The following is a 14,195-nucleotide window of genomic DNA, read 5'->3' on the forward strand; positions in this document are numbered from 1 at the left end:
ACCACCCGCACGCGCACACCGACTATCCGGTACGATGACCGGGCGGCGGGCACCCACACCGCCCCACGCGGGTGTAGTTCAATGGTAGAACTTCAGCTTCCCAAGCTGACAGCGCGGGTTCGATTCCCGTCACCCGCTCCCACCACAAAGGCCCAGGCCAGTGACCTATCACTGACGCTGGGCCTTTCGCGTTCATCGCCCGCCGTGCCCGCTACGTGCCCGATGTCTCGCCGGAGCCTCCCGGCCCCTTCCGGCGCTTCTCGGCCTTCTTCGCCTTCTTGAGTTCGCGCGCGGCCATCTTCCCGAGCGTGGAAGCGATCTCCCGATCACGCTCCCGCCGCGCGTGCAAGTAGACCTGCGCTGCCCGCGTGGACGAGTGGCCCATCCGGCTCATCATCTCGGCCAGTGAAGCACCCGACTCGGCCGCGAACGTGTTACCGGTGTGCCGAAGGTCATGCACATGGATCTCCCCGACCTCCAACTCCGCCTTCTCCAGTGCCCGCGCCCAAGGCTTGGAGAAGTTGCTGCGCCGGAGCTGACCGCCCCGGACACCGACGAACACGAACCCGGCCGAGCCTGGTTGGGCGTACTCGTTCAGGTGCCTCCGCAGGTCCGGGATGATCAGATCAGGGATCACGACCTTCCGCCGGCTGGCCTCCGACTTGGGCGTTCCTTTCACCAGGGGACCCAACTCGTACACGGTTTCGTCCACGCGGACCGTTGCCGCGTCCAGATCGAGGTTCTTGCGCCGGAGACCCGCCAGCTCGCCCCAACGCAGATTGCCGAAAGTCGCGAGGAGCACCAGGGCCCGGTAGCGAGGGGCGATCGCCTCAGCGATCCGAAAGACCTCGGCCACGCTCAGTACTGGCCGTTCTGGGCTCGACTCCCGATCGGCGCCAGGGATCTGACACGGGTTCTCCTTGATGCGCTTGTCTTGCACTGCCGTGTTGAGGACCGCCCGGAGGAGCCGGTACGCCTTGGCCACCGTCACCGGCCCGAAGGATGGTTTGCTCTTTGGACCCGCCTTAAGACGGGACGCCCGCCACCTCCGAACATCCTCCAGACGGACGTCACTGATGTGCGTCTCTCCGAACGTCGGGTTGAGGTGGAGGCGCAACAGCAGTTCGTAGAGCTGGACCGTCTTCGGGCTCAACTCCCGTTCTTCGACCCAATCGGCCGCGTAGACGGCGAACGGGATGGCACCGGCCGCAGGGTCGAACCAGTCACCCCGCTTGAGGTCCGCCTCTTTGAGGGTGAGCCACTGTTCCGCGTCCTTCTTGCGGGGGAAGGTGTGCGGAGCGTTGTGATCTCTGCCGTCTGGTCCCGGGTAACGGGCTTGCCAGCGTCCGGAGGGAAGTTGCCGAACGCGCCCGAAGCGTCGCTTGCCAGCCATCAGGCAGCCCTCCTTGCGTGCTTGCCGCGAAGAGTGATCGGCTCGACGAGACCGGCCGCGATGAACTCTCGGAGCGCGGATTCGGGGATACGGACGAACCGCCCGACCTTGACGAAGCGGATGCGCCGTTCCTCCACCAGACGCCGGGGGAAGCGCGGAGTGGTGTTGAGCACCCCAGCCGCTTGGGTGTAGGTCAGGAGACGGTCATCAGGGTCGAGGTCCGTCAAGTTCTTACGCCTACCGGTCACGCTGCCTCCGCAGTTGCCGAAAGATCCGAAGTGGGCTGGGTTGCTTGATCGAGTTGGGCGTGTCGTGTGAGTCGTTCGGTGATCAGGAGTTGGAGGCGTCGTTCGATGGGCTTGACGTCGGGGTCGGCGGGTCCGGCGCGTTCCCAGACGTAGACGGTGTTCGGGTCGGTCGGGTTGATCACGGGGATTCCGGCCTCTGCCAGCCGCGCGAGCACCCAGGCTTTGCGGTCGGCTTTGTGGTCGGCCAGGGTCTTGCCCGACCACTTGCGCGAGACCAGCACACGGCGCCCGCCGTAACCCAGGTGTTCGCGCCGGTGGGCTTTGCCTTTGCAGAACCCCGGAGCCATCCCCCGCCGGGGGTTCTTGGGCTGGATGCCGTAGCGCAGCCAGTTCGCGCACGTCGGGGAGCACGGTTCGTAGCGGAGCGTCTCGGCCATCCGGTCGACGTGCTCACGCTGCGGACCGGTGTCGGCTCGGTGGCATTCGGCGACGCCCTTGACCAGGTACTTGGTGAGGTAGCCGATCAGCTTTCGGGACTGGGGTGTGTCGGCCATGACGCCTTGTGCGTCGATCTGGCGTCCGAACCGCAGCAGATGCAAGGGTTCGGTGTTCTCGTCCTGGCCCAGCTCGTCCAGTGCGTCATCCCAGGTGGGCAGCACCACGCCGGTTGCCGAGTCGACATAGCCGCCGCTCTCGCCCGCGGCCTGGTCCCAGACCGGCAGCCGATCCCCCTCGTAGACAACCCGATCGGTCGAGGGCCACCACACCTGGTGATAGGTCGCCGCCACCACCTGACGCAACTCAGTGCGGGAGATGGTTCCGCGGATCGCCATGTGCAGGTGCGGCGCCAACCGCCGTTGCGGCTCGACGGTCGCGAAGTACTGCACGTCGTAGCCGACGAACCGGCGGAGGTTCTGCACGAACCGGTCCACCAGCTTGGAGAAATGCAGCGCGTCCCGCGCGGCCCGCGTGTAGTCGTAGGCGGCCGGGTCGACCGGCGTTCCGTCCGAGCGCACCCGCCCATAGGAGTCCAGCGTCAGGGTCAAGAAGATCGACGGCCGGAACGTCTTACCGTCACGGCCCCGAAACACCTTCCCCACGGTGCGGGAGTCCACCGGCCGCCGAGGCAGGTCCGGTGCGTCCTGGCGCCGACGAGTGGACCGGGTCCGCCGGCCCCTGGCATCCTCGCTCGTCTTCAGGGTGCCTCGCACGCCCGAGCGTTCGATCTCCACATCCAGTTCCCGCACCACCCCCTCCCAGAACTCCACCCCCTCCCCATGCGAGGAACCGATCTCAGCCGCGTGATCACGTTCGGTCTGGGCCCGCGCCCGAAGCCCCATCAGCGCCCGCTGGTGCGCGTCCGGGTCAGCCCGTGTGATGACGGGTTCTTCGGTCAGGTGCCAGCCCTGGTTGCATTGCACCGCGCGGAGTTTGCGCTTGCGTTCGGCGCACGAGGGGCAGACGCTTTGGAGGGTGTGGTTGCACGGGACGTAGACCACCTCGGAGTCGCCGGTGGTCAGGTCGACGCGCCGCATGGGGACAGGCCGGATGCACACGCCGTGTTCGACCGCGACCGCCTCCAGCACCCCGCGCGCCAGCGGAGGCAGCGTCTTGACCACCGCACCAGGTTCGGGTTCCGGGCTCTCGGCCGCAGGCGCATTCGAGCCGTCCAGACAGAGCTGTGTCATGCCGCCTCCCCGGCGTCCAGCTCCGGCACACCGAGCGTGACCATGGCGCGGATGTCGTCGTCGCCGACGTAGGCCGCGCGGACGCGGACCGGGTCGGGTGTGGTCTCCAGCCGGACGAACCCGACCCCGGCGCCGATGTGCGGGATGGATGAGATCTGGTCGGCCAGGGCGCCCCGGTCGCGGGCACCGTCGCCGAGGATCATGTCGACCTGTTCGTCTTCGTCCAGGCGCAGGGCGATCCGGTCGGGGAACAGGTTGCGCAGGTTGTTGACCTCTTTGCGTGCGTCCTGCTGTGCGCCGATCACGCAGTACCCCACCGACCGGCCTTGTGAAGTGAGCACGGCCAGGGCTGATTCGGCGCGCTTGCGCAGGTCGCGTTCGGGGCAGTAGGCGGTCAGGAACGCCAGCTCATCCACCACCACAACCCGGAACGGATGCTCACGCGTCGGGGTGAACGAGCGGGTCACGCCCGCGAACCGTTCGGCACGGGCGTTCATGTCCTGCGCCGCCGCCTCCAGCAGCTCGACCATGCCGCCCTTGGGATCATCGCTGTAACGCCCGTACCGCTCGAACAGCGCCCGCCCGAACGACAGCTCCATCCGCTTGGGGTCGACCGCCCAGACCTCCACCAGCCCGCCCAGCATCAGCGGCAGCACCGCGCGGACGGTCGACCAGATCACCGACCCCTTCCCCGCCCCCGTCGCACCCGCGATCAGCACATGGGTACCGAGCAGCCGCAACCGCCACGGCGAACCGTCCTCGACCCGTCCGATCTCCAACGCCGACAGGTCCACCTCGGCAGCGTCCGGGATGGGCAGTGCGGGGATGGGGACGGCGAGGGCGTCACGTCGGACGAACTCCAGCCAGATCCGTCCCGGACGGTCCCCTTCCCGGACGCGGACCAGGGTGGCGCCGAAGCCGTGCGCGAGGTTGACCGCGACCCGCTCCCAGGCGTCGGGTGCCTGTCCTTTGAGCATCCGGACCAGCACCCGGTCCGAGGCCGGGCCGCAGCGGACCCGCACCAGCGACGGCAGGTATTCGCGGCCCTTGTGCGTCTTGGTGAGTCCAGCGGTGACCAGGACGGGTTGCCAGTCACGCCGGTACACCATCGCCAGCCGCCACCGAGCTTGCCCCGGACGAGCCAGGTAGCGGACGAAGGAGGGACGGTCCACCCCCGCCCACACTCCGACCCCGATCCCGACGAGGACCAGGACGAGGAGGGGGACGGCCCAGCCGTAGCGGACGCCGAGCCAGCCCAGCCCGCCGGCCACGGTGACCGGGACGATGTTGCGGACCAGGAACACCACCGTCCGCACCAGGCCGCGGACCAGGTTGACGAGCAGGACCAGGCCCTCAGGCATGTGCCACACCGGCGGGGCCCATTTGGGTGCGGCGAAGGGGTCGGTCTGTGCTTCGACGGCGACGTTCTCGCCGGGTCCGAGCTTGCGGAACTCCCAGGACATACCCTGGTCACCTCTTCACTTCATGGGATGTGTTGGGGAGAGAAGCGGGGCGGCCGGAGGTACCAGCTCCAGCCGCCCCACCTGATCTAGGCCGCCGCAGCAGCGGCCGAAGGGCCAGCGGCGTCAGCGGTGGAGGCGAGGGCGTGCAGCCGCTCGCACTCGGCCAGGAAGGTTTGCGCCGCCCTCAGCAGCAGCCGCGCGTTGTCCACGTCCACCGCCGACACCGCATCACCGCCTGCGCCGGTCACTGCCACCGACAATCCATCGCTGGACAGCGTGAGGATCGGCGCCGCGTCGGTGTAGGTGCAGCAGCGGATCATCGCGTCCGCCCCCAGGTGCACCGACACCGAGCCCCAGGACGAGCGGGAGGTCATGCTGCCCCCTTCCCGACCGTCCGGCCCGAGGGGCGACGACCGGAGCGGTACAGCCGCTCGACCTCCACCGCGTACGCCGCCGCCTGCTCGGCCAGTGACCGCGCGAACTCCACATCACCGGCGTGCAGCCGCTCCGGCAGCGTCAGAGTGACCAGCACCCGGCCCGCCGACACCGTGAACAACGGCGTCCGCGAACGGAACGCCCGGAACTCCGAGGTTGCGGTGGAGTCGATCGGCAGCGACAGCGCCGAGGTCCGCCCGCCCGTCCCGCGCGCCATCACGCAGCCGCCTTGTCACCGGACGCCCGACCCGCCTTACCCGCACCGCCGCTCGCGGGGCGGACCTCCCGCGCCCGGAACGAGTACGCCACCCGTGGACGACGCCCCGTCTCCTCCACATACGGGGTGACGGTCAACCCGCCGAACTCCACCGGCCGGAACGGCCCGTAGGAGGGGTCGGGCAGCACCGGGCACACCTGCGCGGCCACCTTCACCCGGATCGCCGACGCCTTGTGACCCGCCGCCGGGTCGGCGTCGTAGACGTCGACCACCCACACCGGCAGGCCGTTCTCCTTGTCGGTGTCCTGCCGCTTGGTGTCGAAGTTCTCCAGCGGCTCGGCCGGACCCGTCGCGAACACCCCGTGCGGGAACACCGCCCCGAACTCCACCGGGATACGCCCCAGAATCGCCATCACGAAACTCCCTGTCGATCGATCTACCTGACGACAACTCGCCTTATCGAGTTGTCGATAACGACAGCGTACGCGACCAGAGGCGAACTTCAAGGAGTGTAAGACGACTTGTCGAGTGAGCTACGTCACAACCCGTAGCTTTCCTCCAGCACATGCAGCGACCCCGGCAGCACGACCTCCACCACCAGCACCGTCCGGCCGGTGGAGTCCACCACCGAACCCAACACCGCCAAGACCGGCTCACCCTCAGCCAACCCCAACGCCTCCCGCTCGTCACCGGTGGGACGCCGCGACCGCAGACGCTCATCCACCCGGATCAGCCGCTCCCGGGTCCGGGCCGTGAGCAGCTGGCGGACCGGAACCGTCAACGGCCCCTGCTGATCCAGCCCCGACGCCCGCGCCACATCCAGCGGAGCCCACAACGACACCAGCTCACTGGCGATGGAGTCATACAGAGCCACATACCGCCGCAGATGCACCGGCGCCGAGTCCGCCAGGCCCAGCAGCAACGCCACCGAGCCCGGAGCCGCCTCACGACCGACCCGAAGGACCCGAACCGAGGCATCGGTCTCCTGACGATCCAGCACCGCCAACCCCGGACGAGTGTTCTGCAAGGCACCAGAGGACGCCGACGCCTTCACGAACGTGCCGCGCCCATGCTCGCGCTGGATCTCACCCAACAACTGCATCTCATTGAGAGCACGCACCACCGTGGGACGGGAGGCCCCGAACTCCTTGCCCAGCATCGCCTCAGAGGGGATGGGCTCACCCACCGGGTAGGTTCCGTCCTTGATCCGGCGACGCAGTGTCTCCATGATCCGGACATACTTCGGGGCGTACGCAGCGTCATCCGACATCTTGGCCTATCCACAGCTCGACAACACGAGTAGGACCAGGAAACCAGACATCCCACCGCGCTGTCACGCCCCGGCGTCGCTCCCCGCACCGGTTCCCCGCAGCAGCGCAGCCGCCTTCAACTCCTGAGCAAGCTCGCGCGTCGCCCCCGCCGTGATGTCGCAGAGTTGCCGCCGATCCAACTCCGCCACCCGCCACAACGCCTTCTCATAAGCGTTGGCGACCAAGACCACCGCCTCCGTCAACACCCGGTGATCGGACCAGCCCCCGTCATCGGTCACCGGCGGATACGCGGCGAATGGCTCATGTACCCGCACAACATCCCGAAAGTGCGGCGCCGTGACCGGCGCGAGCAACACCGCCAACGCCCGCACGTCCTCAGATGAGTACCTCAGCGTCCGGCCGCGCGTCCCGTCATGGTCCAGCCCCCAGGCACGCACATGGCCCCGCTCGGCCCACCGGCGAAGCGTCTGAGTCGACACCCGCAGACTCCGCGCCGCCTCCGCAGGCGCCACCGTCCGCAGCGCGTAGTACCACTCGTCACAGTGCCAATCGAACGGCTCTTGCTGCCTGCCAGCTTCTCTCGCGGCGCCCTGGCCTGCCATGTCACTTTCCCTGGGGGTTGAATCGGATCAGCGGCAACTGGGGTTGGGCCAGGTCCACGCCATGCAGCGCGAGGACGGTCCGCGCGTGCTCGACACGGGCAGCCGCACGGCGCCGCTCCACCGGCGGGGGGACATCTGAGTCCAGCCACGGCCCGTACACCCGGATCACCGCGCGTTGGTAGAGATCCTCCACCACCGTCTGATCTGTCGGCCCGCCGGTCACCGACGCCCCCACAAACGGGCCCTACGGCGACCACGGCAGCTCACACCACCGCACCGGCGACACCGCCACCAGCCACGCACCCTGGCCCCCCGCACCCGGCGCCGTCTCCCGACCCAGACACAGCCGCACAGCAGACACCGCAGCCCGGAACCCACCACGTCGTGCTGAAGGTTGCCGTCCTCCTCCAGCCGCCAGGTGATCATTGCTCTCCCTCACCGGCAGTCCGGTCGATCAGACGCACCAGCAGCGCCGGCGCCCGGTCGACCTCATCCACCGGAACCACGCCCTGGCCCGACCCCGACAGCAGGAACCACCACCGGCTCCCCACCGCCTCACATCCCACATCCACCGACCGCGAGCCCGCACCCGCACGGCTCACCCGCAGCACCGGTAAACCCTCAAGCCCGTTCACCAGCCAGCACGTCAGCGACTCGTGGGCGGTGCCGATCACCGCGTCCAGCGCGGCCAGGTGCAACCGGCGCTCACCGACCGCGGAGTTCAGGCCCCGGTTCAGCCGCGCTCGCTCAGCGGCGGCCCGAGCATGTGCCTCACCCACGTCCATCACCTCCCGGAAAAGCAGGGCCAGCGGCAGAGGAGCCGTCTCCTCCCCAGCAACACCAGGGAAACCGGACGAAGAACAGCCACCCGCGCCCACCGCTGACCCTGCGGCCTGTTACGCCACCTCGGCCCGGCTGCCCCCGCCGCACATCACGCACGGCTCCCGCCGCCGCTCCGGCGCACGCCCGGAATCACGACGCACCACCAGCAGGTCAACCCGAGACGACACCCACGACCACTCGCGCCCCATGCAGGCAACGCACGGGTCCTGGTCATTCGCCTCCGTCGCGCGCCCCTGGGGTCGCGCGCAATCGGCCGTTCCGTTGCTCATCTCGCCTCGCCTACCTCTTCGAGCCGAACTGGCTGCCTCAAGGGTGGCGGACGAGAAGGGCCGAACGAAGGTCCATATGAGGTCTCTTAGAGGACGTTAGGAGGTCTCTTCATCGTGGACGGAGGGTAGTTCGTCCCCTTGAAGTCCTTCTAGGGGATACGGTCAAGGTGGAAGACACGTGACTAGGAGAGGTGACGACATGCCGCGCCCGACCGGCAACATTCGACTCAAAGCAGCACGACAGCATCTCGGATACCCGTCTCAACAGGCCCTCGCCGATGCCTTGACGAGGGCCGCTCCACTCATTGGGTTGGGCCATATGCAGGTGAGCGTCCGCCAGGTGCGTCGCTGGGAGTCCGCCGACCCGCCATGGCCAAGGGCAGACCATCAGCGCCTCTTGGTTCATGTGCTCCAACTCCCCATGGAGCAACTCGGATTCACCCCGCCATGGGACCCTCGACAGGAACCCGGTGCGACCGGTTCAAGGCCGGTCGCCACGTCCTCGCCTTCGCCAACTGGCGCAACCCTGCCTCTGCCGCAGGCAGCCAACGCCGTCCAACCGGCGACCGTCGGGGCCGACTTTGCGGCGATCAACGGCGCTCTTCGTCGCCTATATTTCAGCGTCCAACCGACACAACTACATCCCACCGTCGCGGAACACACCAAGTTGGGCACACAACTCCTGGGGGAGACCACCGGCGTCCCGCGCCGCATCCTCGCCACGGCGCTAGCCGAGTCGCTGCTGCTGCTCGGCCGCATCGAGTTCTTCGACCTCAGACAGGCCGACGAGGCCGACGGGACCTATGTCCGAGCCCTTCAAGCCGCGGGAGAGGCGGACGCCCCCCTCCTAGGCGCGGCAATCCTGGCGCACGCGGCATTCATCCCTGGATGGGACGGACGACGCGACGACGCAGCCGAACGGATGCGCGCCGCCCGCACCTACGCCAGACGCGGTCAAGCGTCCGCCGAGTTTCAAGCATGGCTCGATGCCGTTGAAGCGGAATGCGAAACCCGATGCGGCCACCCGCGCGAAGCGCTCCGTCTCATCAACCACGCCGAGTCGGTGTTGCGCGAAGGCAGCCAGTACGCCTCACCCGAGTGGTTCAACTGGTTCTCACCGGTCAGCCTCGCCGCCTTCAAGGGAGACACCCAGCTCAAAGCAGGACAGCCCGCCCAAGCCAAGGCAACACTATTGAGCGTCCTGGCCGATCTCGGTGACTCCAACAGCAAACAGCGCTCAGTCATCCTCGGCGACCTCTCCGCTGTCGAAATCGCACTGGACAACCCCACCGCTGCCTGCTCCTACGCAGAACAGGCCCTCGATCAGCTGGCCATCACCTGGTACGCGACCGGGATGGACCGCGTGAACCAGGTTCGGCGCTCCCTCCAGCCATGGGCGGACACCGAGTGCGTTCGCCGCCTGGATGATCGTCTCTACGGATGGCGGACCACCCTCAGCGCCCTTCAGCGTTGAACACAGCGACACGGCCCGGAAGCTCAGACAGCGAATCGATCCGCATCGTCGGAAGACTGTCGGCTTCCGGGTCGTCCTGCTGAATGATCCCCCACGGCCCACGCCGGATCAGCGCCGTCTTCAGACCCGAGACAACCGCCGGCCGAATGTCGTTGTCCAGCCGGTCACCCACGTAAAGGATCTCGTGAGCCTCACACGGGGCCGCCTCCACCACAGCACGGAAGAACCCGGGGTCAGGCTTGGACACACCCCAATCGTCCGATGTGGCGACCAAGTCACTGGGAAGATCGAGCGACCGCAGAATGCCACCAGCCCGAACGGTCTGATTGCCCGCGATCCCGATCCACAGCCCACCATCACGCAGCTTGGCCAGCGCGGGACGCACGTCCGGATACAGATCATCCTCCCCGAAGCTCTCCGGCCGTCCCGCCTTCACCCGCTCCTCGCGTTGCTCGGCCAGGTCGAACCCCGGCTGGAAGATCTGGAACGTCTCCCGATAGTCCAGGCCACGAGCAATGATCGCCCCGAACATCGCCGAGAAAGTATGCCGGGGGACACCGAGCCAATCCGCCCACGTCCCGTACTCAGTGGACTCATTCACCAGGCACTCGCCCACGTCAAACACCACAGCCTTGATCGCCATGCCGCACAGCTTACGAAGCCGGGCAGCGCCCCCAGCCAGACGCCCCCACGCACGGGACCCTCAGCCCCGCAACCTCCGCGCGACTCGTGATCGTTGCCGAATTGGGCATTTGAGATCAAGGGGGCGGCGCCGCTCGCGTCGTCGCCCCGGCCGCCCGGCTCCGCCGGTCGGCGCGTGCGGCGTGGGCGCCGGTCACCGACCGGCGGCCCGGACGGCCGCGCATCGCGCCACCCCGCCCAGCCCCTTGGCCAACCGCAGTCACGGGGAACGCGCCGCCGCCTGACAACAGCCGGCCCCTGCGCCAGGACGCTTGATCGAGTGTGCCTTTGGGGGCTCCACCGCCCCCAAACCCCCGCGCCCCGGAGCACTCCTTCGCGCGAAACGGTCTGTCACACCTTCTCGCCGTTCGCGCGAATGAGCACCCCGGCTTGTGGTTGAGCTGGTCTGCGATCGTCCGGGAGGGGGCCCTGGCCAGGCAGCGCGGAGCGCGGGACGACGGCAGACGGGAAGATCAGGCAGAGTTGTGCAGCGCTGCACAAGTCAGCTGGTTTTTTTGAGAGAGGTAATGGGCCAGGCATCGCCGTCACTTCGATACGTCCGTACTGAAGTTGAGGTTTTTTGAGAGCCCGCTATAGCAGCGACCGCGCTTGAAACGCCCACGAGGGCGGTCAGCGCCGCCTGAGCCATCGGGTCATCGGCATACCCGGCCATGGTCGCGACCACCGCACAGAAAGCAGCGAGGAGGACAGCAACGGCGCGCGGTCGGTCGCTTCCTGGCTTCACTACCTACCTCCTCGTGATTGCAACGCTCACGTTGGACGGTTCGCCAACCTCAATCGTTCCCGTTCAGCCCGTCTCGGCGCTCCCGTTGCGTGCCCGTTGCGTGCCCGTCAGAGCGGACGATCACGGGCGCGTACGGTCGTCAACGGGGAGACTCGTGCATAGGGCCAGGTCAGCGCCGTCGCAGGTGATCGCTGATCTTGGATGAGTTTTCCCAAGCTGACAGCGCGGGTTCGATTCCCGTCACCCGCTCCCACCACACAGGCCCAGGCCAGGAAGCGCGGTCTCCGGTGCTGGGCCTTGATCTTTCAGGTACGCGTGCCAGCCGTGCGATCAGCGGACAGCTAGGCGATCGGCATCAGAGGTTGTTCATGCGACCGTCTGTCCCTCACCACTCAGCCTCCTTCCTGACCCTGGGCGAGGAAGGAGCCTGAGACTTGCGCTGGGCAACCGTCATGGCGAAGGCCCGGGAAGATGCGCCGAAGGTACTCTAGGTGTACCAGTACCGACCCCGACCGGAGGCACCAGGAGCCATGCCCGCGATGACTCTCCCCCTGCCGTCCGGTGACACGTGGACCCGAACGGACTACGAGGCGCTGCCCGAAGACCTCCCAGTACGCGTGAGCCTCATCCACGGAGAACTTGTCGTGAGCCCACGGCCCCGCCCGATCCACCAGCGCATCGCGCGGCGCCTGGCGACCCGCATCGAAGACGCCGCTCCCGACGCCTGGCAGGTGGACACGGATGTGGACGTGCTGCTGGACGACGACGAGGTAGAACCGGTCGAGATCGCACCCGACATCGTCGTGTACTCGACCGAGCACGACCCCTATGAACGTCCTATCCATGCCGAGTCGGTCACCCTCGTCGCCGAGGTGGTGTCCCCGTCGACCAAGCATAAGGACCGGCGGATGCAACCGGCCCTGTACGCGGGAGCCGGCATCAGACACTACTGGCGTGTGGAGACCGACCAGACCGCACCGGCGTTCGCGGTCTACACCTATGAGCTGGACGATGCCAGCGGCGGATATGTTGCCACCGGCGTGCACCACGACCGGATCACTGTGACCCAGCCCTTCGCCCTCGACATCGATCTCAAGGCCGTGCGCGAACGCTGAAACCATGTAGCGCATTGCAGTCCGCCAGGACACCCACCTGGGGCGCGACAACCGCTGCCGCGTGGCTTCCGCTCCTCGGCCGTAGCCGGGGCCCGACTTCGGGTCCGCTTGACGTCGGATGATCGGGTGCTGTCGCTGTTTCGATCAGGCCTGAGGATGCACAGGTCAGTAGGTACGGTGCCATGCCATTAGCCTGCCATTAAGAGCGGTCAATGAGGGGCACTCGCGGTCACCTGCGGAACGGACGAACGCCAGGTCAGGGAGGGGGACGGCCTAGTTCGCACTGGTTACCGAGCTGACAGCGCGGGTTCGATTCCCGGCACCCGCTCCCACCACGAAGGCCCGGTCCAGTGAATCATCGCCGACTCTGGGCCTCTTCTGTTCATCAGCCACGGTGCCCGCTACGTGCCCGATTCCTTGGGCTTGCGGCGCTTCTTGCGCTGCTTGTCTTCTTGAGTTCCCCCGCGGCGATCTTGCCGAGCGACGAGGCGATCTCCTGGTCCCGCTCCCGCCGCGCGTGCAGGTAGACCTGCGCGGCCCGCGCGGACGAGTGGCCCATCCGATTCATCAGCTCAGCCAGCCGTCGGACGCCAGGTGGTCATGGGGCCTGGATCGTGCCGACAGGTGTGTTCAGGGGGTGGCTGGTTTGCGGGCGGTGAGCAGGCGGGTCGGGACCCACGGACTGCCCCACCATGCGCGCCAGCCGAGGCCGCGCACGCGGATGTCCTGGGCGTTCAGCCGGGCCAGCACCGCGGCGTACTCGCGGGGGGTCCGCGCCAGGTCGGCGATCAGCAGGCGGCCGCCCGGCCGCAGCACCCGGTATGCCTCGGCGATCGCTTGGGCGCGGGCGTCCGCGCCGAAGATGGTGTGCACCGTCAGGCTGGACACGACCAGGTCGAAGCTTGCCTCCGCGTACGGGAGTCTGCGCAGATCACCCCCTTGCACGTGGACGCGGTCGGCGACGCCTTCGGCGCGGGCGTTGCGCAGGGTCGCCGCCGGGGTGTTGCCGGACTGGTCCCGTCCGCGCCACAGGTCCACGCCGACCGCCTCGCCCTGCGGGAGGTGCCGGGCTGCGGCCAACAGGACGGCGCCGCGTCCGCAGCCGAGGTCGAGCAGCCGTTCGTCGCCACGCAGGTCCAGCCCCTCCAGCACGTCCCGCCAGACCAGGAACTTGCCGCGCAGCGTGGCGTGCAGGCTCAGGGCCAGGCATCCCGCCAGCAGGGTGCCGGAGACCAGCGCGGGCAGCGCGGCGGCCAGATCGGCGGTGACCGCCATCACCAGCCCGGTCACCCAGAACCCCAGCACGACCAGGCCCACGAAGCCGAACCCGTAGGGCGCATCCATCCCGTACCGCGCGCCAGACATCCCGCCACTCTGCCACGAACCGGCCGCTCGGGCGCTGGCTACTACGCACTGGTCCACCGCCGACCAGCTCGCCGCTCCTGCTGGCACCATCCGTTACCGGGATCGAGCCGCCACCACACCATTTTGGCCTGGCGTTGAGGTGGCGATGGCTGTGCCGCGGGCAGGGCTCCACTTGCGGTGCACAACGGTCCAAAGCGGGCGAAATGCACTGATGGTCATCTTCATCGGTGCCATGGCAATCGAGTCGTCGGCCCTGCACGGACTAACGACAACAGGAGGGAACCCATGGGGGACAACAGTATCTACGTGAACTCTGCTGCTGATGGCCAGGCGTTTGGTGGCTGGACGGAAGTTCAGGGTGGCGGTACTACCGATGTGGCGCTTGC

At 67.9% G+C, this 14,195-nt stretch carries 16 protein-coding genes and 1 tRNA gene; 3 read left to right on the forward strand and 14 right to left on the reverse strand.

Annotation, left to right across the window (positions count from 1 at the left end):
- Window positions 1-67: 67 nt before the first annotated feature.
- Window positions 68-138: transfer RNA gene (locus AMA02S_RS03605), tRNA-Gly, on the forward strand.
- 73 nt (window positions 139-211) lie between these two features.
- On the opposite strand, the gene AMA02S_RS03610 is transcribed toward AMA02S_RS03605, so the two are convergent.
- From AMA02S_RS03610 to AMA02S_RS03660, 11 genes are all read right to left on the reverse strand, one after another.
- Complete coding sequence (locus AMA02S_RS03610) at window positions 212-1,393, reverse strand: tyrosine-type recombinase/integrase (RefSeq protein WP_067451391.1); 1,182 nt, start codon at window positions 1,391-1,393, stop codon at window positions 212-214.
- Window positions 1,393-1,641, reverse strand: coding sequence for an excisionase family DNA-binding protein (locus tag AMA02S_RS03615; RefSeq protein WP_245667331.1), 249 nt, complete (start codon window positions 1,639-1,641; stop codon window positions 1,393-1,395). The genes AMA02S_RS03610 and AMA02S_RS03615 overlap by 1 nt, the downstream gene beginning before the upstream one ends.
- Entirely contained in the window at window positions 1,638-3,329 is a 1,692-nt protein-coding gene (locus tag AMA02S_RS03620; protein WP_084264492.1) for a replication initiator, read from the reverse strand. The genes AMA02S_RS03615 and AMA02S_RS03620 overlap by 4 nt, the downstream gene beginning before the upstream one ends.
- Complete coding sequence (locus AMA02S_RS03625) at window positions 3,326-4,792, reverse strand: FtsK/SpoIIIE domain-containing protein (protein ID WP_067451396.1); 1,467 nt, start codon at window positions 4,790-4,792, stop codon at window positions 3,326-3,328. The genes AMA02S_RS03620 and AMA02S_RS03625 overlap by 4 nt, the downstream gene beginning before the upstream one ends.
- Before the next feature lie 86 nt (window positions 4,793-4,878).
- Window positions 4,879-5,166 carry a hypothetical protein gene (locus tag AMA02S_RS03630; protein ID WP_067451398.1) on the reverse strand — a complete coding sequence of 96 codons (288 nt, stop codon included), beginning with the start codon at window positions 5,164-5,166 and terminating at the stop codon, window positions 4,879-4,881.
- Window positions 5,163-5,444, reverse strand: coding sequence for a hypothetical protein (locus tag AMA02S_RS03635; RefSeq protein WP_067451400.1), 282 nt, complete (start codon window positions 5,442-5,444; stop codon window positions 5,163-5,165). Before AMA02S_RS03635 ends, AMA02S_RS03630 begins: the two co-directional genes overlap by 4 nt.
- Entirely contained in the window at window positions 5,444-5,857 is a 414-nt protein-coding gene (locus AMA02S_RS03640) for a plasmid replication, integration and excision activator (RefSeq protein ID WP_067451403.1), read from the reverse strand. The genes AMA02S_RS03635 and AMA02S_RS03640 overlap by 1 nt, the downstream gene beginning before the upstream one ends.
- A 125-nt stretch (window positions 5,858-5,982) precedes the next feature.
- On the reverse strand, window positions 5,983-6,714 hold the full coding sequence (locus AMA02S_RS03645) for a GntR family transcriptional regulator (protein ID WP_067451406.1): 732 nt from the start codon (window positions 6,712-6,714) through the stop codon (window positions 5,983-5,985).
- Window positions 6,715-6,777: 63 nt separating this feature from the next.
- Window positions 6,778-7,317 carry a helix-turn-helix domain-containing protein gene (locus tag AMA02S_RS03650; protein WP_067451409.1) on the reverse strand — a complete coding sequence of 180 codons (540 nt, stop codon included), beginning with the start codon at window positions 7,315-7,317 and terminating at the stop codon, window positions 6,778-6,780.
- A 1-nt stretch (window position 7,318) separates the two neighbouring features.
- Window positions 7,319-7,552 carry a hypothetical protein gene (locus AMA02S_RS03655; protein WP_067451411.1) on the reverse strand — a complete coding sequence of 78 codons (234 nt, stop codon included), beginning with the start codon at window positions 7,550-7,552 and terminating at the stop codon, window positions 7,319-7,321.
- Between the two features lie 187 nt (window positions 7,553-7,739).
- Window positions 7,740-8,096, reverse strand: a complete 357-nt coding sequence (locus AMA02S_RS03660) for a hypothetical protein (RefSeq protein ID WP_157430353.1) — start codon at window positions 8,094-8,096, stop codon at window positions 7,740-7,742.
- Between the two features lie 532 nt (window positions 8,097-8,628).
- Between AMA02S_RS03660 and AMA02S_RS45335 the strand changes: the two genes are divergently transcribed.
- The gene (locus AMA02S_RS45335) at window positions 8,629-9,903 is read left to right on the forward strand and encodes an NsdA family TPR-like regulatory protein (RefSeq protein ID WP_067451418.1); all 1,275 of its coding nucleotides are present in this window, start codon (window positions 8,629-8,631) and stop codon (window positions 9,901-9,903) included.
- Here the strand turns inward: AMA02S_RS45335 and AMA02S_RS03670 are convergent.
- Window positions 9,884-10,546, reverse strand: coding sequence for an HAD family hydrolase (locus AMA02S_RS03670; protein WP_067451421.1), 663 nt, complete (start codon window positions 10,544-10,546; stop codon window positions 9,884-9,886). The genes AMA02S_RS45335 and AMA02S_RS03670 overlap by 20 nt on opposite strands.
- 1,322 nt (window positions 10,547-11,868) lie before the next feature.
- Here AMA02S_RS03670 and AMA02S_RS03675 point away from each other — a divergent pair.
- Window positions 11,869-12,444, forward strand: coding sequence for a Uma2 family endonuclease (locus AMA02S_RS03675; RefSeq protein ID WP_169806766.1), 576 nt, complete (start codon window positions 11,869-11,871; stop codon window positions 12,442-12,444).
- A 385-nt stretch (window positions 12,445-12,829) separates the two neighbouring features.
- Here AMA02S_RS03675 and AMA02S_RS41305 read toward each other — a convergent pair whose 3' ends face one another.
- On the reverse strand, window positions 12,830-13,003 hold the full coding sequence (locus tag AMA02S_RS41305; RefSeq protein WP_174550926.1) for a hypothetical protein: 174 nt from the start codon (window positions 13,001-13,003) through the stop codon (window positions 12,830-12,832).
- Window positions 13,004-13,074: 71 nt separating this feature from the next.
- Window positions 13,075-13,809, reverse strand: a complete 735-nt coding sequence (locus AMA02S_RS03680; RefSeq protein ID WP_067451427.1) for a class I SAM-dependent methyltransferase — start codon at window positions 13,807-13,809, stop codon at window positions 13,075-13,077.
- Window positions 13,810-14,195: the final 386 nt, after the last annotated feature.

Origin of the sequence: Actinomadura macra NBRC 14102, assembly GCF_001552215.1 — a bacterium.
In the GTDB taxonomy this organism is placed as follows: domain Bacteria; phylum Actinomycetota; class Actinomycetes; order Streptosporangiales; family Streptosporangiaceae; genus Spirillospora; species Spirillospora macra.